Genomic DNA, 19,335 nt, shown 5'->3' with positions numbered 1-19,335 from the left:
AATCGAATGTTTAACAGAAGGTGAGAAGAGTTCCGATTTGGGCCGTTTTTCGGAACGGCCCAAAAATGGATCGGATGCTATTTACGGTAGGTCCGGCCATCGGCATCGAACAGATGCAGCTTCGTCCGATCGGCGGAAAAATGCATCTTCTGACCCTTCCTGACGTCATAGATGCCGGGCAGCTTGACGATGATCGGTTCGCCGGGAACGAGGCCCTCGATGTAGAGAAGCGTCACTTCGCCGAGCGCCTCGACAATCGAAACTTCGCCCTCGAAGAGGTAGTCATCGCCGGCACCGGCGATACGCAAATCTTCGGGACGAACGCCGAAGCTTGCGGTCTTGCCCTTCTCGGCGGCCGCTGTGGGAATGTCTAGTGTCACGGACTTGCCGCCTGTCAGCGTCACCGTGGTCGTATTGCCAGCCTGGGTGATGGTCGACGGGATGACGTTCATGGCCGGAGAACCGATGAACTTGGCAACGAAGAGGTTTGCCGGACGCTCGTAGAGTTCCAGCGGCGCCCCTACCTGCTCGATATTGCCGGCGGAGAGGACGACGATGCGGTCGGCAAGCGTCATCGCTTCCACCTGGTCGTGGGTGACGTAGATCATCGTCGTGCCGGCCATCTGCTCGCTCAGCCGGGCGATCTCGATGCGGGTTGCGACACGAAGCGCTGCGTCGAGGTTCGACAGCGGCTCATCGAAGAGGAAGACCTTGGGGTTGCGGCAGATGGCGCGGCCGATGGCGACACGCTGACGCTGACCACCGGAGAGCGCCTTCGGCAGGCGATCGAGGTACAGGGTGAGCTGCAGGCTTTCGGCGGCGGCACGAACGCGGCGATCGATCTCCTGCTTGCTTTCGCCGGCGATCTTCATGCCGAACGCCATGTTGTCGTAGACCGTCATATGCGGATAAAGCGCATAGGACTGGAACACCATGGCGATACCGCGCTTGGAGGGCGGAACGTCGTTGACCAGTTGGCCGTCGATATACATGTCACCGCCGGTGATGTTCTCCAGGCCGGCAATCATGCGCAACAGGGTGGATTTTCCGCAGCCCGAAGGACCGACGAACACAACGAACTCGCCCTCCTTGATCTCCAGATCGATGCCGTGGAGAACGTCCACGGAACCGTAGGATTTGCGAATATCCTTGAGCGTCAGTCCAGTCATTAATTCCTCCTCCTCAAATCGTCAGGCGAGACGAGCGAAGTACGCTCCCCACGCCGGAATATCGATCTTCTCACCGTAGTTATTGCTGACGAAGCCGTGGCCCGTCAACGCCTGCCAGTTTCCGGCAGGCAAAACGACGGCGCTTTCGGCAGCGCTCATGTTGAAGACGCAGAGCAGTTTTTCGTTGCCATACTCGCGCACGAAGATCAGCACGTCGTCCTGCGGCTCGATGAACTCGATCTCGCCCTTGGCGAACGCCGGGTGCTGCTTGCGGAAGGCAAGGAAGCGGCGATAGTGCTCGAGCACGGAGGTCTCGTCGCCCTGCTGGACGCTGACGGCCCGCAGGATGTGCTCGACCGGAACCGGCAGCCACGGCTTGACGGTCGAGAAGCCGCCCTGGGCGACCTGGCTATCCCAGACCATCGGCGTGCGGCAACCGTCACGGCCCTTGAATTCCGGCCAGAACTGGATGCCATACGGGTCCTGCAGGTCCTGGTAGGCGAGATCTGCCTCTGTCAATCCAAGCTCTTCTCCCTGATAGAGGCAAACGGAGCCGCGCAACGTCATCAAGAGCGATGCGTACTGCTTGGCAAAGGCATCGTGATCGGCAACGAGCGATCCCCAGCGGCTGACATGGCGCATGACATCGTGGTTGGAGAATGCCCAGCAGGCCCAGCCATCCGGCGCAGCCGCCGCGAAATCCTCCATCACTTCCTCGACACGTTCCGGCGAGAGCGTATCGGGTGCCAGGAACTCGAAGGCATAGCACATGTGCATCTTGTCGTTGCCGGAAGTGTATTCTCCGACAATCTCAAGACCGCGCTGGCTGTCGCCGACTTCGCCGACCGCGGCAATCGCCGGAAACTCCTCGAGCACGGCGCGGAACCGCTTCAGGAACTCCAGGTTCTCGGGACGGTTCTTGTCGTAGACGTGTTCCTGGAAGTTATAGGGATTGACCGCCGGAGCGGTTGAAGCGTTGCGGCGCTCGGGAGGCAGCGCCGGATTGTCACGCAGTTCCTTGTCGTGGAAGTAGAAGTTGATCGTATCGAGACGGAAGCCATCGACACCGCGCTTCAACCAGAAACGGACGACATCCAGCAGCCGGTCCTGAACCTCGGGATTGTGCAGGTTCATATCCGGCTGCGAGGTAAGGAAGTTGTGCATGTAATACTGCATGCGCGTCGGATCCCACGCCCATGCGGACCCGCCGAAGATCGACAGCCAGTTGTTCGGTGGCGTGCCATCCGGCTTGGCATCGGCCCAAACATACCAATCCGCCTTGGCGTTGGTCTTGCTGGTGCGGCTCTCGACGAACCACGGATGCTGGTCGGAGCTGTGCGAGATGACGAGATCGATCATCACGCGAATGCCGAGGCGATGAGCCTCGGATATCAGCGTGTCGAAATCCACCAGCGTGCCGAAGATCGGATCGACGTTCTCGTAGTCGGAAACGTCATAGCCGAAATCGCGCATCGGCGAGGTGAAGAAGGGCGAGATCCAGATCGCGTCAGCGCCGAGGGCGGCGACATGCGGCAGGCGGGCGGTGATGCCCTTCAGGTCGCCGATGCCGTCGCCATTGGAGTCCTGGTAGGAGCGCGGATAGATCTGATAGATCACCGCGCCACGCCACCAGTCCTTGTCGACCGTCAAAATGGATTGGGATGCCATGCTCATGTTTCCTGTTGGATAGTCTTGGGTTGCCTAACCGCCCTTGACCGAGCCCGCGAGCAGGCCACGCACCAGATAGCGCTGCAAGCCAAAGAACACGAGCAGCGGTACGACAATGGTGACGAAGGCCGAGGCCGTCAGGATCTCCCAGTTGCCCCCCCGCGAGCCGAGCAGCGCGTTCAAGGCGCCGGTCAGCACGAGGTGGTCCCTGTCGGTGCCGAGGAAGACCATGGCGACGAGCAGGTCGTTCCACACCCACAGGAACTGGAAGATCGCGAAGGACGCGAGCGCGGGAAAGGATAGAGGCAGTACGATGCGGGTAAAGATTTCAAAATCGCTCGCGCCATCGACGCGGGCGGATTCGATGATCTCCTTCGGGAGACCGGCGATATAGGCCCGCAGCAGATAAATGGCGAGCGGCATGCCAAAGGCGGTGTGCGCAAACCAGATACCGGGATAGGTCTTCGACGGAGCGTCGAGCAGCGAACCAATGCCGTTATAAAGCCGCAGAAGCGGAATGAGCGACATCTGCAGCGGCACGACGATGAGGCCGACGACAAGCGCGATCAGCAACGCACGGCCCGGGAATTCCATCCAGCTCAGCGCATAGGCTGCAAAAGCCGCAATGAGGATCGGGATGATCGTCGCCGGGATGGTAACCGTCAGCGAGTTGATGAAGGACTGGCCGATCCCCTCACTGGTGAGAACGTTCCGATAGTTCTGCAACGTGAATTCAGGCGGCGTGGCGACTGAAATGTAGACGCGCCGGCCGCCGTCATCCGGGCCAAAGGCGGCGGGCTTCGTGTAACGATAGCTTCCGTCGTCGTTGACGGTGAGCGAAAGGCCGTCACCCAAGTCGGCCGTCTCGCCGGCCTTGTAGGCGGCCGGTTGCTGGACACGCGTGCCGAACGCCCTGATGGAGCGGCCCGGCAGTCCCTCGAGAACATTGCCTGAAATGACGTAAACCGCGCCGTCCTGCTTCTGCTGGTCCGGCTGCCCAAGGCGGGCCGCCACGGTTCGGGACGAGCCGGCGAAGGCCGTCCACCAGCCGGAAGAAACGAGTTGATCCTTGTCTCGCAGGGCACTGACGAAAATGCCGAGCGTCGGTATCAGCCAGATAATGACGATGACGAGCACCGCGAAGTGAACAAAGAGGCGGGCCGGGCCGATCTTGAAGAAACTTCCTGATAGCGTCATCTCAGTGGCCTCCCAGCTCGCGATTGGCACGGCGGACGTTCCAGACCATGATCGGCGTCACGGCCAGCATGATGATCAGCGCGATGACCGCGCTTCGGCCGGAATCGCCGCCTCCCCGGAAGAGCCAGTTGAACATCAGGTTGGCGAGCACCATCGAATTCCACTGGCCGTTGGTCATGGTCAGCACGATGTCGAACACCTTAAGGACGAGGATGGTGATCGTGGTCCAGACGACGGCGATCGTGCCCCAGACCTGCGGCACCATGATGCGCCAGAAGATCTGCCAGCCATTGGCGCCATCGATGACGGCAGCCTCGATGGTTTCTTCAGGGATACCGCGCAGCGCCGCAGACAGGATCACCATGGCAAAGCCCGTCTGAATCCAGATGAGGATGACCATCAGGAAGAAGTTGTTCCAGAAGGGCACCGAGATCCACACCTGTGGCGTGCCGCCGAACAATTGGACGATGGCGTTGAGGAGCCCGATCTGAACATCGTTGCCGCCGCGGTACTCGTAGATGAATTTCCAGATTACCGAGGCGCCGACGAAGGAGATAGCCATCGGCATGAAGACGATGCTCTTGGCGATGTTGCCCCACCAGATGCGGTCGGTCATCACGGCGATGACGAGGCCGAAGAAGGTGCAGGCCGCCGGCACGACGGCCAGCCACAGGATGTTGTTGAAGATCGATTGGCGGAATTCGCGGTCCGTGAAAGCCCACCGATAGTTCGCGAAGCCGACGAACTGCTCGCCGGAGCGATCATAGAAGGAAAGGATCAGCGTGGCGACCACGGGATAAACGAGGTAGACGATAAGAAGGAAAAGGGCTGGCCCGATGAACAGCCACGGCCGGATCATTGCCCGCCGGTTCAGGTTGCGCGCTGCCGAGTGGATGTCGCCATCCTTCACCGGTAGCGACCAATCCAGAATCTTGTTCGAGAAATAGAAATAGGCCGAGCAGGCGAAGACCGCCGCGACCACGACCCCCAAAGCGGAAACTATCTGCGACAGCATTCGTCCCTCCCCCTGCTACCCTGTCTATCCTGACGGGTTTGCGCGTCGATCGTCGTCACGTCCCCGTCGCTTTCAGCGCGACAGGTGACGGTGGCCGGACACTCCCAGTATCCGGCCATGCATTTCAGCCATGCCGCCGTTGCCGACGGCATGGGGCTCAGGCGATGTTACTTGATGCCATCCCAGGCGCTCTGGATTTCCTTGCCGGTGTCTTCCGCGGACTTGCCACCGACGAAATCGACCATGCCGGTCCAGAACGCGCCCGCGCCGATCTTGCCAGGCATCAGGTCGGAGCCGTCGAAGCGGAAGGTCGTCGCGGTCGTCAGGATCTCGCCTTCCCTCTTCATCTGGTCGTTGGCATAGGCTGCCGTGTTGACGCCCTTGTACGGCGTCAGGAAGCTGGACTGTGCCATCCAGACTTCGTGCGCGATCGGAGTCTTCAGGAACTCGATGAAGGCACGAGCCGCCTTGGAGTCCTTGGTGACGGTAACAAGCGTGCCAGCGCCCAGAACTGGCTTGCCGAGGTCGGCATGCGCCGCGTAAGTCGGCATATAGAAGAAGTCGGCATCCTGACCGAGTTTCGTGCCCTCCGGGAAGAACGACGGGATGAACGACGCCTGATGGTGCAGATAGCACTTCGGCGGCACGCCGAAGAGACCCTTCGGGCTATCCCGGAAGTCGGTCGCGGCGACTGCTGCAACGCCACCGCTTACATACTTCTCGTTCTTGGCGAACGAGCCGAACTCCTCGATCGCAGCAACGACGGCAGGATCGGTGAACTTGACTTCGTTGGTGGTCCACTTGTCGTAGACGTCAGGCTTCTGCTGACGCAGCATGATGTCTTCGATCCAGTCCGTTGCCGGCCAGCCAGTTGCGCCACCGGAACCAAGACCGATGCACCACGGAACGCCGCCATCCTTGACGATCTGATCCGTCAGGGCGTGCAGTTCTTCCATAGTCGTCGGGACCTTGTAGCCCGCTTCCTTGAAATTCTCAGGCACGTACCAGACGAGCGACTTCACGTCGGCCTTGTAAGGGAACGCATAGAAGGCTTCCTTGCCGTCCTTGCCCTTGTAGGTGCCGTAGCCGACCCAGCTATCGCCGGCGCCGTAGTTGTCCTTGATCCACTGGGAATTCTCATCGCCGAGCGGCGTCAAGTAGCCCTTGCTGGCGAGATCGGCCAGAAGGCCCGGCTGCGGCAGGACCGCGATATTCGGCGGCGAACCGGCCTGTGTGTCGATGACGATCTGCTGTTCGTAATTTTCCGAAGACGAGTACTTGGCGTCTACGCCGGTTGCTTCGGTGAAGTAGGCCAGAATGCTGCGGAAGAAGGCTTCGTCTTCGCCGCGCCAGGGCCCGAAGATCGTCATCTGCTCGCCCTTGAGATCGGCGTGAGCAGCCTTGAAATCGTCGTAACTCTTCCAGTTGAATTTCGAATCCTGCCCTGGAGCAAACTTCAGATCGGCAGCAGACGCAGCACCGGCAGCAAGCAGCGCCGCCGCGGCGACGCCCATCAGAAACGTCTTTCTCATGTGATCAACCTCCCATCACAATCCCAACCGCACTTTTGAAACCATTTTGACGCCGTTCCAAAGCGCTTTGACAAAAGCACTCATGTCACTTTCGCCGGAAAAGAGTCAAGCAATTTCGCAAAAAGCGCAAAAGATGCGGCCTTTTACATCAGGGTTTCGACGCCATACCTTGGGAATATGGAGCGATTTTTCTTGAGTCAAGCAGCACAACTGCTACATAATTAAAAGCGCTTTGGATGCCATAGGGAGGTGGCGACCAGTGCAAGCGGAGGAAGAATAGCACGTGAATCTGAAACAGCTATCGGAATTGCTTGGCCTGTCGCAGACGACGGTGAGCCGTGCATTGAACGGCTATCCCGAAGTCAATGAGGCGACGCGCGAGCGGGTCCTGCAAGCCGTGAAGGAGACAGGCTACCGCCCGAACAAGGCGGCGCAACGGCTGGCGACCGGCAAGGCAGGCTCGATCGGGCTGGTGATGCCGACGGCTCCCGATCACTATTCCGATGTGCATTTCGGCGAGTTCCTAACCGGGCTCGGCGAGGAGGCCGTGCGCCACGACTTTCATTTCGTGATCATGCCGGCCGATCCAAACGACGAGGTCGGGGCACTGCGGCGGCTGGCGATCAGCGGCAATGTCGATGCGCTGTTCGTGGCCTATATGCGCGGCCACGATCCGCGGCTGCCAATGCTGAAGTCGCTCTCCATGCCATTCCTCGTGCACGGCCGCTCCATCGGCTCCGAGCCCGACTATCCCTACCTCGACATCGACAACGAGGCGGCTTTCTATGATGCCGCAAGATTGCTGCTTCAGCTCGGCCATACGCGCTTTGCCCTCCTCAACGGGCCTGGACATCTCGACTTTGCAATCCGCCGCAAGAACGGGCTGGTCGCGGCCCTTGCCGAGCGAGGGCTGTCGCTTCCGGAAGACTGCATGAGCCATACGTCGATGACGGACGAGCTTGGCCAGTCCGCCATGGAACGATTTCTACAGATGCCGGAGCGACCGACGGCGATCCTCTGTTCCAGTACGGTGCTGGCGCTCGGCGCCATCCGCGCCGTCAATCAGGCCGGGCTGAAGCTCGGGGAGGACATTTCACTGATCGCGCATGACGACGTTTTGCCGCATCTGAAGCCCGAGAACTTTTCCGTGCCGCTGACGACGACGCGGTCGTCGCTGCGCGCCGCGGGTGTACGCATCGCCCAGCGGCTCATCGGGACGGTCAAGCAGGACGGCCCCTTCCCGGAACAGGAGCTCTGGAAAACCGAACTGATCGTCCGCGCTTCGACAGGCCCCGCCCCGAGGCAGGATCAGAATTTGGGCGGCGTCTGACCGGCGGCGCGATGGGCGGCGATCACAGTATTGGCCATCAGCATCGCAATGGTCATCGGACCCACCCCACCCGGAACCGGCGTGATGACATCGGCGACCCTCGACGCCTCGTCAAAGGCGACATCGCCGACAAGGCGGGTCTTGCCTTCACCCTTTTCGGGGGCCGGAACGCGGTTGATGCCGACGTCAATCACGGTGGCGCCGGGCTTCACCCAATCGCTCTTGACCATCTCCGGGCGACCGACAGCGGCGACCAGAATATCGGCGTTACGGCAGACCGACGGCAGGTCCTTGGTACGTGAGTGAGCGATCGTCACCGTGGCATTGGCATTCAGCAGCAGTTGCGCCATCGGCTTGCCGAACAGATTGGAGCGGCCGATCACCACAGCATTCAGGCCGGAGAGATCTTCGCCATGCGTGCGGCGGACGAAAACCATCGCACCGGCGGGCGTGCAGGACACGAGGCCGGTTTCGAGATCGCCAGTCGCAAGCTTGCCGGCGTTGACGACGTGCAGACCATCGACATCCTTTTCCGGCAGGATCGATTGGATGATCGGTTCGGATTTCAGATGCTTCGGCAACGGCAGTTGCACAAGGATCCCGTGGATCGAGGGGTCGTGGTTCAGCGTAGCGACGAGCGCTGCCAACTCCGACTGCGTGGTCTCAACCGGCAACGTGTGCTGGACGGATTTGAATCCGCATTCCTTCGCCATCTTGCTCTTGGAGTTGACATAGGCATGGCTGGCCGGGTCATCCCCGACAATCACGACGGCAAGGCCCGTCTTGACGCCACTCTGCTTGTCCAGCGCCGATGTCGCTGCCTTCACCGTTTCGATTACCGAAGCGGCGACCTGTTTGCCATCAATCACTGTCGTCAAGACTGTCTCCTGCCCTTGCTTTTAGCCCATTGTAGCCGGTGGCGCTCAGCGCGATTTGCCTGTCCACGCCCTATCCTGCCTAAAATGGCAAATGCAAGAACAATCGTGTCGCAGCAAGGTCAGGATGCTGCCGACCGGGTACGCAGCCTGTCGCGCATTGCGGCGAGCTCGGCACGGACGATGTCCACCTCCTGCGGCCCTTTGGCGGGGGTGGCCGTCGATGGCGTGCCGACATTTGGCTCCGGCGCGGGGGTGCGTAGCGATGGCTCCTTCCTTGCGGACGCAGCAAGCGTGGAGCGCGCTTTGGCAGAGACAACAGCCAGGCCGAATGCGAGCCCAGCAAGAGCGCCGAGCAGTGGCGACAGCCAACGCTGACCAGCCGGCATGGCGACTGTCTGTACTGGCTTCTGCAACTGCACACTGCCAGTACCCGGCGCAACGGCTCCTGTGGTGATCGCGTCCTCCAGGCGCAAGCGCGCCGCACTTGCCTTGTCACGCAACTCGGTCAGCTTCGCGAAATCGACACCCGTGTCCTTGCTCTGCGCGATCAGCGCGTTGCGGTGATCGCGCAGCTGCCGTTTGTCGACGGTGGCTGACTTCATCTTGTCATTGGCTTCGCGCACCAGCCGACCGAGGTCGTCGCCAATCGCATCCTTCAAACCGTCGACCTCGGCCTGCTGCGCCTGCAGCCGCGGATGGCGTGGGCCGAAATTGGCCGACAGCTGCGAAAGCGACAGGTGTGCGGCCACATATCGGTCACGGTGGTCGATGAGTGTCGGCAACATGAGGTCAGTATCAAGTGTGCCGGCAAGGACATCGCCGACCTTCGCCGTCTTCAGCCGGCGGGCCTGCTCCTGGGCAGCAACGATGCGCTGCTCGACTGCCTTCAGTTCTCCATCAATGCTTTCGATCTGCTCCTGCAGATCAGTGGCAACCTTGACGTTGCCTTCGCCGCTCTTCTGCGTGAAGGAGGCAAGCTCGAGCTGCGCCGCATCGTCCGCCTTTTTCAACGATCCGTCTTCGGCAACCCCAGTTGCGGCTTCTGGACTCGTCAGGACGGACGCGAGGTAGCCCGCAATGCGCGCGGATTTCTCCGCGCTGCCCGTGGTTACCTTGAAATCGATCGTGCCGGCGTGGGGATCGGTCGCGGTGCGGATCGCGGAAACGAGCGATGCCTCTGCGCGCGAAACAGGGTCGGCCGCTGTGCCATCGGTCGATAGCAGGTCAGCAGCGACGGCAAATGCATCGGAGGAACCACCGGAAAACTCCGGATCGCGGTCGAGTTTCAATGCCGCAACGGTTGCGGCGATCGTGTGAGACGCCGAAAGCGTCTTTTCGGCCGCTTTCGTGGCTACAGCGCGACCTTGGCCGACGCCTTGGATGGCGAGCGTTCCTTCCGCGCTATAGCGCACCGGCTCTGCAGGGATCAGACTACCGCTCGCTCCACCCAGCGCACAGATGAGACCAATCGTTGCGAGACGATTAAAGCGCCCTGTTTTCGGCGCTCTTTGGGGGGTAGCAGATGCAACCTGATTCAGGTTTGCGGCCGCTTCTGTGGGCCGTGCGACGGGTGCAGGCGTAATCGGCGGCGTCTCGACAATGGCGGCCTCGATATCGTTTGCAGCCTCAAGCCTCTTGCCCAGGATTGTCTCGATGCGACTGACAAGCGGCGGCGCTTCAGGTCCAGTAGCGCGGCTGGCTCGCTGCTGCTCAAGCGCGCGTTCGATCACGCCGAGCAGTTTTGCTTCCGCCGCCGGCATCAACGCGGCTTCGGATGGCATCGCGATATTGTTGCGCCGTGCCGTCGGGGGCCGGAGGATGGCTTGGCTTCTCGGATTGCTGTCGTACATCGCCACATCTCATGCGTATGAACGGAACGGTCGAGCCGACCGCGACTGCGGATGGTTAAGCAACCCTAAATGTTCATAGCAAAGAAATGGTTAACTGACGCAATTACGTTGATCGACGCAGTAGCCGCCGGCGGCGCGTTACGCCGTATTGGAGCACGTAGTAGAGGAAGGCTGCGGAATCGAGGGCGTACCGCAAACCCCGGCGTGTCGACTCTTGTATCCCGCAATGGCCGCGGTCGAGCCCGATCATCCGCGGAAATTTTGGCACGTGGTGAACCGTGCCCGCCACGACATCGAACAGGTCGCCAACAGCAAGCACAAGCCGAGCATGATCCGCCCGGATGTTCTTATGGATCCATTTCTCCTTAGATGCCGTGCCCGCTGCGACGATCAACAAATCGAGCCATTGCCGATCGATGTCTTTGACGATCGCCGATTTGTCTGCCGTCTCGGAAAAACGGTCGGAAATGATGATGAACTCGTGCCACGGCGCGTGCCGCCGGAACGTCGCAGCTGTCGTCCTGACCGCCTCGGGCGTGCTGCCGATCAGGCCGATACGCCGCGGCACCTCCATGAATGTCAGCAGCGCCGGCACGAAATCGGCGGCCTTCAGGCTGGCGGGGAACGGCGACCCGTGCGCCACTTTCGATGCAATATCGAGACCGGGGCCAACAGGGAGCAACAGATTCTGTGCGAGAATGGCGCGGTAGTCGCTATCGCGCAACGTCATCAGCAAATTACGCGCATTGACGAATGAGATAAATGTCTGCCCGACCGGCATCGACAGGAGTTCATTGATGAACACCAGCGCGTCATCCCAGCCGAGATCGGAGACCGGCAGATCGAAGATCGCGCGACGCGACGACAGGACCGCGAAATTCGCGATCAGGCTCATGCCGGCTTCCTGACGATAGTGTTTCATGCTGCATGTATCCCGGAACAGATCACATCGCCGCACCAGACGATTCAGCATCGACCGACAGCGTTCGCCTGGGAGCGCATGAAAAATTCCGAAAACCGGAATGCTGTGCACAGTCAGCCCATCGCCGCGACTTGTAGCAGCACGATTTCAACTATCCCTTAGGAAAATCGCTTGAATTCCTAGCCTCAAACGAAGGAATTGTTAACTATCGGCAGCCCTGAGATAAACGCAAAACGGCGCCAGTGGTGCCGCTTCAGGGCGATAGCCGTCTTACTCCGTGGCAGCCGGGTCCGACACGGGTGCCGGGGCTACGACATTGACGGGCTTGACCGTTTTCTTCTGCTGCCCGGAGGCATTCGCCTTGACTTCTTCCTTCGAGAGGTAGTCGAGCTGCTCCAGCATCACCTGATCGATATACTCTCCGCCGAGATGCTGGTTGATATCCTTCTTGATCATCTCGCGAAAGGCATTCGGATCGAAGGACTTCATGTTGGAGATGTCGACCATCTTGTTGCCGACGAGCAGCGTGAAGAGCTCGTCGGTCGTCATTTCCGTCAGAGGCAAGGTGAGGTTCTTCACCGTATCCTTGTTCATCATGAAAGACACCTTGCCGAGGAAGTAGCCGGTGACGGCGCCGTCGGCAATGATCGGCACGGTGATCGTCTCGCCCTTTACAAGCTCGAGCTGGCTTTGCTTGGAATCATCGGGAGCCGGCGCAGGAGCCGTTGCCATGTGCACGGAGAAATAAACCGATGCCAGCGTGATCGCGCAAACCCAGACGCCTGTCAGAACGAGCTTAATCATCAAGCGTCACGTGCCACGAATTGCTCTTGGGAATAGGTGCCGTCGGCATCCGCATCCTGGACCGCATTCTTCAGGAGATCGGCAACCGTGCGAACCGCCTCCAGGTGCGCTTCGACGCGCCGAGCGTTCAGCACCAGCTTCTTCTTCAGCCCATGCAGCTGATCGAGATGCGTCGCCGCCAGCTCCTTCGGATCGGTGTCGCGGAAGAGCATCGAGAGTTCATACAGGCAACGGCTCTTGTGGGCATTCGACACTTTGAGATCGAACTGAGGGTCGTTGCCGATCCTCGTGTTCTCATTGTCGATGATCATTTCAAGGCGTCCAAGAACCGATTTGATACGGTAGTCGTTCGAGATTATTTCCATTTTTTTCCTCGATTTTCTCAGGCGTCATTGGCGGACTTGTTGTCCGCAGTTGTTGTACCGAAGGTCTTGCGCTGGAATTCGTCGATCATGCTCATCGCCATATTGCGATCGTCCTGATCGGTGGAAGCGTTGGCGACCTTGCCTTCCTGCTTCTTCAACGCATCCTGATAGAGCTGCTTGGCAATGCCGATGCCGTCGCCCTTCGAAATCTCGTTGCCGAGCTGCTCAGCCATCATGCCCTTCCAGATGTCACCGGTTGCACCCTTGCCGTACACTTCCTCACTGTCACTCGGCAGCATGTTCTTGATGAAGTTCTGCAGGACCATCGCCTCGAACTTGCGGTAGGTTTCCGGCACCTCTTCCGTCTTGGTGCTGCGGTTCTTGCTGTCGCTCAAACCGGTCTTGCCGACGGCGCGATCGAGAATATCGACGGCCGACGTGAAGCCGTTGCCGGCTTCGGCGAGACTGTTGGCGGCAAAAGCGGCCTGGTTTGCCTTCAGTTTGTCCTGGGCCGCCTGGACCTCGAGCGGGTCGGCAGCTTTGACAACATCCAGGACCAGATCACTCGGAGGTGAAATAGCCAAGTCACAATCCTCTTGCTTTAAGATTGTGACGATTATGATTTTTGAAGCTTGCTGGAGGCTGGCGTACCGAATTTTTGATCGATGAGATCATAGACCGCGTTGTCGTCGGCCTCCCGGCGCTCGGACTCAAGCGCCTCGCGCATGCCGTCTTCCAGCCGATCGCCCTTTGCGCGCTCCTGAACAACGCGCATTTCGTGAATCTGCTGCATGCCGGTCAGCTGCTTGTCTTTAATCCCGAGCCGGTTGAAGCGATCCGCATAGCCCTGCGAAAAAGCATGGTGGACGGGGTCCATGGAGCCAAGCGCCAGAATGACGCTGTCCATCTGATCGTTGACCTCCGCGCGCTGGCGGCTCGTTTCGGCAAGATCAAATTCGGCCATCTGCTCCAGATGACGTTGAACCGCCACGAGGCGTTTCAGTTTCTGGGAGCGTGTCTTGTCCGCCATGCCGCTACCTGCCGATGAAAACGCTGGCGAAGGATTGGCCGAACTGGCTGACCAGCGCTGCGACGGAGAAGTAGAAAAGGAAGAGGCCGCCGAGAAGCAGGTAGGGCGTCGATATGAAGTACACAGGAATCTGCGGCGCCAGCTTGTTGATGAAGCCGATGGCGATGTTGAACATCAGGCCGTAGATCAGGAAGGGGCTCGAGAGCCGCAGCATGATCATGAACGTCGATGACAGCGTGTCGGTGAAGGAGATGAGCGTACTGCGCATCTGCATGATGCCGCCGAAGGGCATCGACGTGTAGGAATCGACCAACGCCCGGAACACGATGTGATGAAAGTCCATCATGAAAAGGATCATCATGCCGGCAAAGGTGATGAACCCAGAAAGGCTGGTTTCGGGGGTATCTTCGAAGATATCGCCCGCGCTCGGTTGCGTGTATCCGATCATCATTGCGATGACGCTGGCCGCAAACTGCAGGCCGAGCGTGTAGAGCCGGGCAAGCATGCCGTACATGACGCCGATTAGCGATTCGCTGAAAATATAACCGATATAGGTGGCGTTCGATGTGTGGACGATTGGATAGACCGTATCCCAAAGCACGGGCAAAATCGCGAGAGACAGTGCAGCGGCAATGAAAACCCGCAATTGCGCCGGCACGCGGGCCGACGAAAAGCCGGGCATCGCCAGGACGCAGCCACCGATCCTACAGAAGATCAGGAACAGCGCCAGGACGGTCCCTTGCGGGTCAGTTATCATGAAATCGAGCCCAGAATCTTTATCTCGATGCCCTTGGCCAGCTCGACATGCGACAGAACCGGGAGCGTTGCGAACAATCGTTCGATGATCATGCGCACATAGGAGCGCGTTTCCGGCGAGGTGACAAGGGCGAATGGCAGGCCGCGATCCATGAATTCACGGATAACCTTCGTCGCCTGCTCGCTGAACTCCTCCAGCATGCGCGGATCGATGTCAAATTCGATGATTTCGCCCTTGTTGTCACGCTTCAGCGCCTGATGGAAGGCAAGGTCCCACTTGCTGCCGAGTCGCAACACGCGAAGTACGCCGTTGTCGGCGAGGTCGCCGCATAGCTGCTGCGCCATACGAACGCGCACATGCTCGACAATCTGCTCGGTCTTGCGGACATGCGGCGCGAGTTCGGCGACGGCTTCCAAGATGAGGTGCAGGTTGCGGATCGACACGCGCTCGGCAAGGAGCAGCTTCAGCACGGCCTGCAGGCCGGAATAGGACATGTGCGACGAGCAGATCTCGTCTGCCAGCTTCTTGTATTCCGGATCGAGCCTGTCGATCAGCACCTTCACGTCCTTGTACGACAGAAGCGCCGGCAGATTGTTGCGAATGACTTCGCTCATATGCGTCAGCACGACCGAGACATTGTCGATCGGCTGGAAACCCTCGCGCTTCAAGTCTTCTGCAAAGGCTTCAAGAATGGAAACCGCGGGCATGCCGAAGGCCGGTTCGCGAATCTCGTCGCCCGGAATGCTCGGCTTGCGGCCGGAGCCGGTGACAACAAGAACTTCGCCCACGCGCAGCATGTTGGAGGCAACCGTCGTGCCGTGGATTCGGATCTGATAGGACTTCTCGGCGATGCCGATATCGTCGGTGACCTTGATCTCCGGAACAACGAAACCGTACTGCGTCGCGAACTTCTTGCGCATCTTGCCGACGCGGAAAGCGAGCTCCTGGTGAGCGCCGAGCAGGCGCGTCGACACCATCTTGCCGAGCGCGAGTTCGATTTCCGAGGTACGCAGTACCGACTTGACGGAGTCCTTTTCGAGCTCCTTGTTCTGGACGACCTTCTTCTCTTCCTGTTCGCGCCGAGCCTTATTCTCGGCCTCGACCTGGCGAGGAATGAACCAGGCACCGAAGGCAAGAAGACCCGAAAGGAACATGAAGGGGACAAACGGCAGACCCGGCATGAGGCCGAGGATCGCCATCAGAACCGCGGACACCGAAAGCGCGCGCGGATAGCCGCTCAGCTGGTTGACGACCGCCTGTTCGGTGGAACCGACCGTGCCGCCGCGCGACACGAGAAGGCCGGCTGCGAGCGAAACGATAAGGGCCGGCATCTGCGAGACGAGGCCGTCGCCTACGGACAGCTTGACGAAGACGTCGGCGGCTTCGCCGATCGGCATACCGTGGCGGAAATAGCCGATGATGATGCCGCCGAAGACGTTGATGCAAGTGATCAGCAAACCGGCAATCGCATCGCCACGAACGAACTTGGACGCACCGTCCATCGCACCGAAGAAGGAGCTTTCCTCTTCCAGCTCCTTGCGTCGGCGCTGGGCTTCCTTCTCGTCAATGATGCCGGCAGAAAGATCGGCGTCGATCGACATCTGCTTGCCGGGGATGGCATCAAGGGTGAAGCGCGCGCCGACTTCCGCGATACGCGTCGCACCCTTGGTGATGACGATGAAGTTGATGGTGATCAGGATCAGGAAGACGATCAGACCGATCACGAAGTCGCCCGACATGACGAGGCTGGCAAAGCCGGCGATGACGCCGCCGGCGGCATCGTGACCCTCGTTGCCGTGCGAAAGGATGACACGTGTGGTCGCGATGTTGAGCGCCAAGCGCGTCATGGTCGCGATCAGAAGGATGGTCGGGAAGGACGAGAAATCGAGCGGCTTCTGGATCCACAGCGCCACCATCAGGATCAGTACCGAGAAGGCGATCGAGAAGGCCAGTCCCATATCGATGAGAAACGGCGGGATCGGCAGAAAAAGCACGCAAATGATGACGATGATGCCCATGGCAAAACCGATATCACGTACGCTAAGTCCGGCTTTCGGAAGGGGGAGTGCGGGAGGTTGCGCCATTTCGATTCCGTCTCTTCATGAGAGGTGCGGGCATGATGCCCACCAATTCGGATCGAGAATTAAATGGCGAAGCTTGCGCGAAGGTGGCTCAGAAGCCTGATTGAATGCGCGAAAACACCAGATTGGTGAAAATCGAAATCTGCGATCCGACGAATGGCGCGGAGATACCGATGGTGACGAGGACGGCCACGATCTTCGGAACGAAGGTGAGCGTTGCTTCCTGAACCTGCGTCAGCGCCTGGAACAGCGCGATGACCAGGCCGACCACCATGGCCGCCGCAACCGCCGGGCCCGCTGAAACTAGGACCGTCCAGATCGCGGCCTGAAAGAGGTCAAGTGCATCAGCTTCATTCATCGTCAGGCAACCTCATATCGCCTTGCGGTTCGCCCGAGATGGCCGAACCGCCTCATAATTATTGTACTTAGCTCGACGTCGAAGTGTCGGTCGTCGTCGGCGCCTTGTCGGCCAGGGTGATTCCCGCCTGCACAAGGATACTCTTGCCGTCGGTCGTCGTCGCGATAATTCCGTCGGAATAGACCTTGACCGAAGCGACCGTGCCTTTGACTGAACCGTCAGCGCTGGTCATGTACTTGCCAATGTAGCTGCCGGCCTGCGTCAGACTGGAACTGGCAAGTAGCGTGTCCAGCTTGCTGTTCGTCTGGATCGTCTGCTCGACCTGCGAAAAGCTCGCTAGCTGCGACATCTGTTCGCTGGCATCGACCGGATCCGTAGGATCCTGGTTCTTCATCTGCGCAATGAGGAGCTGCAGGAAGTTGTCGTAGTTGAGCGTCGCCTTCTGCTGTGCGCTTGACGTGCTCGACGACGACGAGGTGCTCGACGTGCTTGAAACGCCACTTACCGCCATGGTGCGATCTCCTTACGAATCTGCTCGACCATCGTCGGCGGCATTTCGTGATTGTTGAGGATGCTGTCTTCAATCGGGTAGAGACCACGGATCGCCTTGAGCGCGTCGAAGGCTCGTCCGGTCGAGACCAGACCATCGATGCGCTTTAGTTCGGCGAGGACTTCCTCGTTCTTGAAGCAGGTCAGCAACATGGTGATCGACTTGCGGAACATCGCCGTCGACTGCTCCTTGCCCTCAGGATTGATGAGGATCATCTGCGCGATGAAATAGAGCTGGCGCAGTGGCGTCGTCGCGTCTTCCGGCTGGAGGACGTGGTTTTCGAGAAGGAACGTTACATCATTCAGGAATTCCAGCGCGACCTTGCGATCGACGCGCAAGACCGCACCGTTAATGAAGATCTTTTCCCCGGCTTTTAGCGAGATACGAAGTGTGCTTTTCATTTTAGTCCATCCCTGATGATGGTGGTAACGTCGATAATGCCTTGGTAGTTCGTCGATTGCCGGCGCCTGATCCGATCGCACTCCTTCAAGATCCAGATCGCGATGGAGATGAGGTTGGCCCGCAACTGAATCTCAAGCTGGTTATCCGGATGCTTGAGATCCTCGATGAAACTCACCCAGACACGCCGGGTGTAGAACAATGCATCAATGGCTTCCCGGCTGTACTTCTCTTTGTCCCGCGCAATCGACAGCAGCTCGATGGACCGGTCGAGAACTTGACGTTCCCGCTCCTTCGCATCGGCCACCGAGTCCTCCATGATCTCGGAGTAAGAGAACTGATACATTCATGCATCCTTCTTTGTCTTTCATACCCTTGATCATCAAAGGTAATTCACGAGACTCAACTGCTGGATTTTCGATACGATGGTGTAGGCGGTCTCCAGCTGCGTCTGGAGGGTGTTGACGAGTGTCGATGCTTCCGAGGTATCCACGCCCTGGAGATCGACGAGCTTGTTCTGGATGATGCTCGATTGTGCATCGAGGGCGTCGTTGGCCTTCTCGACGCGCTCCTGCGAAAGGCCGAGCTGGCTTGCCTGTGTCACGATGCCCGTGGTCGCCTGGGCGGCATAGCCGATCGCCTTGGAGGTCACTTTACCCAGTGCGTCAGCACTGAGGCCCTGGCCGGCCAATGCTGAAACTGTGATCGAAGCCAGTGCGAAGTAGCGCATGCCTTCCGAGTTCGCATTGGTCGATGAGGTGACGACTTCCGAGTTGCTGATGCGGCTCGTCATGTTCTGATTGGAAGCGCTCGACCAACCGGTCGTCGGATCGGTCCAGCTCGTCTGCGAGAACATCGGCTCGACCGTGCCGGTGATGAAGGTTTCCATCTCGGAACCAGTGAGCTCGCCAACCGTCTTGCCGAGTCCGGTCGCATAAGTGCCGAGCGCCGCGGTAATATTAGCTGTCACCGTGGCCGATTGGTCCTTCAACGGCTGCACATCGGTGTTGATACCCGAGAACAGGTATTCGCCGTTGAGCATCGAATTACCCGTATCCATCAGCTGCGACAGCGCGTCGCCAGCAGACTGCATGGCCACCGTAATGCTGGTCGTATCCTGGCTACCTTGAAGCGCGGTCAGTTTCGAAACGAGCGCGTCACCCGCAGTCTTCATGCTGTCGAGGCCGAGCTGGGACGCTTCAAGGCGCGCCGAAACGACTGAATTGCTGCCCTTGAGAGCCTTGATGCGGCTGACTTCGGACGTGAAGTTCACGCTCTTGGCCGCGCCGGATCCGAGGGAGGCGCCAATATCGGCGTAAACGCCCGTCGTTGCTTCGAGGGAAGCGCTGACCAATTGCTTCTGCGACTGGCGGATCGTCAATCGCATTGCATTCTGAATGGCTGAGCTAGAAATAAATGAACTTTTCATG

At 59.4% G+C, this 19,335-nt stretch carries 20 protein-coding genes; 1 reads left to right on the top strand and 19 read right to left on the bottom strand.

Annotated features, from left to right (window positions below; translation table 11 throughout):
- Positions 1–77: 77 nt before the first annotated feature.
- From K9B32_RS03685 to K9B32_RS03665, 5 genes are all read right to left on the bottom strand, one after another.
- Positions 78–1,169: an ABC transporter ATP-binding protein gene (locus K9B32_RS03685; protein ID WP_224560537.1), complete on the bottom strand. Its 1,092-nt coding sequence runs from the start codon at positions 1,167–1,169 to the stop codon at positions 78–80.
- Positions 1,170–1,190: 21 nt separating this feature from the next.
- On the bottom strand, positions 1,191–2,843 hold the full coding sequence (locus K9B32_RS03680; RefSeq protein ID WP_224560536.1) for an alpha-glucosidase family protein: 1,653 nt from the start codon (positions 2,841–2,843) through the stop codon (positions 1,191–1,193).
- Between the two features lie 27 nt (positions 2,844–2,870).
- The gene (locus K9B32_RS03675) at positions 2,871–4,034 is read right to left on the bottom strand and encodes a carbohydrate ABC transporter permease (protein ID WP_224560535.1); all 1,164 of its coding nucleotides are present in this window, start codon (positions 4,032–4,034) and stop codon (positions 2,871–2,873) included.
- A gap of 1 nt (position 4,035) precedes the next feature.
- Complete coding sequence (locus K9B32_RS03670) at positions 4,036–5,049, bottom strand: carbohydrate ABC transporter permease (protein WP_224560533.1); 1,014 nt, start codon at positions 5,047–5,049, stop codon at positions 4,036–4,038.
- 167 nt (positions 5,050–5,216) lie between these two features.
- Entirely contained in the window at positions 5,217–6,581 is a 1,365-nt protein-coding gene (locus tag K9B32_RS03665) for an ABC transporter substrate-binding protein (RefSeq protein WP_007796696.1), read from the bottom strand.
- A 283-nt stretch (positions 6,582–6,864) separates the two neighbouring features.
- Here K9B32_RS03665 and K9B32_RS03660 point away from each other — a divergent pair, with 283 nt between their 5' ends.
- Complete coding sequence (locus tag K9B32_RS03660) at positions 6,865–7,911, top strand: LacI family DNA-binding transcriptional regulator (RefSeq protein WP_224560532.1); 1,047 nt, start codon at positions 6,865–6,867, stop codon at positions 7,909–7,911.
- Here K9B32_RS03660 and folD read toward each other — a convergent pair.
- From folD to K9B32_RS03590, 14 genes are all read right to left on the bottom strand, one after another.
- Positions 7,890–8,789 carry a bifunctional methylenetetrahydrofolate dehydrogenase/methenyltetrahydrofolate cyclohydrolase FolD gene (gene folD / locus K9B32_RS03655; RefSeq protein WP_224560530.1) on the bottom strand — a complete coding sequence of 300 codons (900 nt, stop codon included), beginning with the start codon at positions 8,787–8,789 and terminating at the stop codon, positions 7,890–7,892. The genes K9B32_RS03660 and folD overlap by 22 nt on opposite strands.
- 119 nt (positions 8,790–8,908) lie before the next feature.
- Positions 8,909–10,639 (bottom strand): succinoglycan biosynthesis protein, encoded by a 1,731-nt coding sequence (locus tag K9B32_RS03650; protein ID WP_224560518.1) that lies wholly within the window; start codon positions 10,637–10,639, stop codon positions 8,909–8,911.
- 103 nt (positions 10,640–10,742) lie between these two features.
- Positions 10,743–11,534 carry a WecB/TagA/CpsF family glycosyltransferase gene (locus K9B32_RS03645; RefSeq protein WP_224560838.1) on the bottom strand — a complete coding sequence of 264 codons (792 nt, stop codon included), beginning with the start codon at positions 11,532–11,534 and terminating at the stop codon, positions 10,743–10,745.
- A 297-nt stretch (positions 11,535–11,831) separates the two neighbouring features.
- The gene (locus tag K9B32_RS03640; protein ID WP_224560517.1) at positions 11,832–12,365 is read right to left on the bottom strand and encodes a hypothetical protein; all 534 of its coding nucleotides are present in this window, start codon (positions 12,363–12,365) and stop codon (positions 11,832–11,834) included.
- Positions 12,365–12,730: a hypothetical protein gene (locus K9B32_RS03635; protein WP_007796675.1), complete on the bottom strand. Its 366-nt coding sequence runs from the start codon at positions 12,728–12,730 to the stop codon at positions 12,365–12,367. The genes K9B32_RS03640 and K9B32_RS03635 overlap by 1 nt, the downstream gene beginning before the upstream one ends.
- 17 nt (positions 12,731–12,747) lie before the next feature.
- A complete protein-coding gene (locus tag K9B32_RS03630) occupies positions 12,748–13,314 on the bottom strand; it encodes a rod-binding protein (RefSeq protein ID WP_132588335.1) in 567 nt (188 codons plus the stop codon).
- Positions 13,315–13,346: 32 nt separating this feature from the next.
- Positions 13,347–13,760 carry a hypothetical protein gene (locus K9B32_RS03625; protein ID WP_007796668.1) on the bottom strand — a complete coding sequence of 138 codons (414 nt, stop codon included), beginning with the start codon at positions 13,758–13,760 and terminating at the stop codon, positions 13,347–13,349.
- A 4-nt stretch (positions 13,761–13,764) separates the two neighbouring features.
- A complete protein-coding gene (gene fliR / locus K9B32_RS03620; RefSeq protein ID WP_132588334.1) occupies positions 13,765–14,517 on the bottom strand; it encodes a flagellar biosynthetic protein FliR in 753 nt (250 codons plus the stop codon).
- Positions 14,514–16,601 carry a flagellar biosynthesis protein FlhA gene (gene flhA / locus K9B32_RS03615; RefSeq protein ID WP_224560515.1) on the bottom strand — a complete coding sequence of 696 codons (2,088 nt, stop codon included), beginning with the start codon at positions 16,599–16,601 and terminating at the stop codon, positions 14,514–14,516. Before flhA ends, fliR begins: the two co-directional genes overlap by 4 nt.
- Before the next feature lie 88 nt (positions 16,602–16,689).
- Positions 16,690–16,956: a flagellar biosynthesis protein FliQ gene (gene fliQ, locus K9B32_RS03610; protein WP_007796656.1), complete on the bottom strand. Its 267-nt coding sequence runs from the start codon at positions 16,954–16,956 to the stop codon at positions 16,690–16,692.
- A 67-nt stretch (positions 16,957–17,023) separates the two neighbouring features.
- Entirely contained in the window at positions 17,024–17,467 is a 444-nt protein-coding gene (gene flgD / locus K9B32_RS03605) for a flagellar hook assembly protein FlgD (protein WP_224560514.1), read from the bottom strand.
- Complete coding sequence (flbT, locus tag K9B32_RS03600; protein ID WP_007796651.1) at positions 17,458–17,907, bottom strand: flagellar biosynthesis repressor FlbT; 450 nt, start codon at positions 17,905–17,907, stop codon at positions 17,458–17,460. The genes flgD and flbT overlap by 10 nt, the downstream gene beginning before the upstream one ends.
- A complete protein-coding gene (gene flaF / locus K9B32_RS03595) occupies positions 17,904–18,251 on the bottom strand; it encodes a flagellar biosynthesis regulator FlaF (protein ID WP_007530128.1) in 348 nt (115 codons plus the stop codon). The genes flbT and flaF overlap by 4 nt, the downstream gene beginning before the upstream one ends.
- A gap of 36 nt (positions 18,252–18,287) precedes the next feature.
- Positions 18,288–19,334: a flagellar hook-associated family protein gene (locus K9B32_RS03590; protein ID WP_224560513.1), complete on the bottom strand. Its 1,047-nt coding sequence runs from the start codon at positions 19,332–19,334 to the stop codon at positions 18,288–18,290.
- Position 19,335 lies beyond the last annotated feature (1 nt).

Origin of the sequence: Rhizobium sp. 3T7, assembly GCF_020166565.1 — a bacterium.
Lineage (GTDB): Bacteria > Pseudomonadota > Alphaproteobacteria > Rhizobiales > Rhizobiaceae > Rhizobium.
This window is presented reverse-complemented; position numbering and strand designations above follow the sequence as displayed.

Coding starts and splice junctions, on each gene's coding strand:
- K9B32_RS03680 (WP_224560536.1), bottom strand. CDS start 2,843: ATGAGCATGGCATCCCAATCCATTTTGACGGTCGACAAGGACTGGTGG.
- K9B32_RS03650 (WP_224560518.1), bottom strand. CDS start 10,639: ATGTACGACAGCAATCCGAGAAGCCAAGCCATCCTCCGGCCCCCGACG.
- K9B32_RS03665 (WP_007796696.1), bottom strand. CDS start 6,581: ATGAGAAAGACGTTTCTGATGGGCGTCGCCGCGGCGGCGCTGCTTGCT.
- K9B32_RS03635 (WP_007796675.1), bottom strand. CDS start 12,730: ATGGAAATAATCTCGAACGACTACCGTATCAAATCGGTTCTTGGACGC.
- K9B32_RS03675 (WP_224560535.1), bottom strand. CDS start 4,034: ATGACGCTATCAGGAAGTTTCTTCAAGATCGGCCCGGCCCGCCTCTTT.
- K9B32_RS03590 (WP_224560513.1), bottom strand. CDS start 19,334: ATGAAAAGTTCATTTATTTCTAGCTCAGCCATTCAGAATGCAATGCGA.
- fliR (WP_132588334.1), bottom strand. CDS start 14,517: ATGATAACTGACCCGCAAGGGACCGTCCTGGCGCTGTTCCTGATCTTC.
- K9B32_RS03670 (WP_224560533.1), bottom strand. CDS start 5,049: ATGCTGTCGCAGATAGTTTCCGCTTTGGGGGTCGTGGTCGCGGCGGTC.
- flgD (WP_224560514.1), bottom strand. CDS start 17,467: ATGGCGGTAAGTGGCGTTTCAAGCACGTCGAGCACCTCGTCGTCGTCG.
- K9B32_RS03685 (WP_224560537.1), bottom strand. CDS start 1,169: ATGACTGGACTGACGCTCAAGGATATTCGCAAATCCTACGGTTCCGTG.
- flhA (WP_224560515.1), bottom strand. CDS start 16,601: ATGGCGCAACCTCCCGCACTCCCCCTTCCGAAAGCCGGACTTAGCGTA.
- flbT (WP_007796651.1), bottom strand. CDS start 17,907: ATGAAAAGCACACTTCGTATCTCGCTAAAAGCCGGGGAAAAGATCTTC.
- K9B32_RS03625 (WP_007796668.1), bottom strand. CDS start 13,760: ATGGCGGACAAGACACGCTCCCAGAAACTGAAACGCCTCGTGGCGGTT.
- K9B32_RS03645 (WP_224560838.1), bottom strand. CDS start 11,534: ATGAGCCTGATCGCGAATTTCGCGGTCCTGTCGTCGCGTCGCGCGATC.
- fliQ (WP_007796656.1), bottom strand. CDS start 16,956: ATGAATGAAGCTGATGCACTTGACCTCTTTCAGGCCGCGATCTGGACG.
- flaF (WP_007530128.1), bottom strand. CDS start 18,251: ATGTATCAGTTCTCTTACTCCGAGATCATGGAGGACTCGGTGGCCGAT.
- K9B32_RS03640 (WP_224560517.1), bottom strand. CDS start 12,365: ATGATTAAGCTCGTTCTGACAGGCGTCTGGGTTTGCGCGATCACGCTG.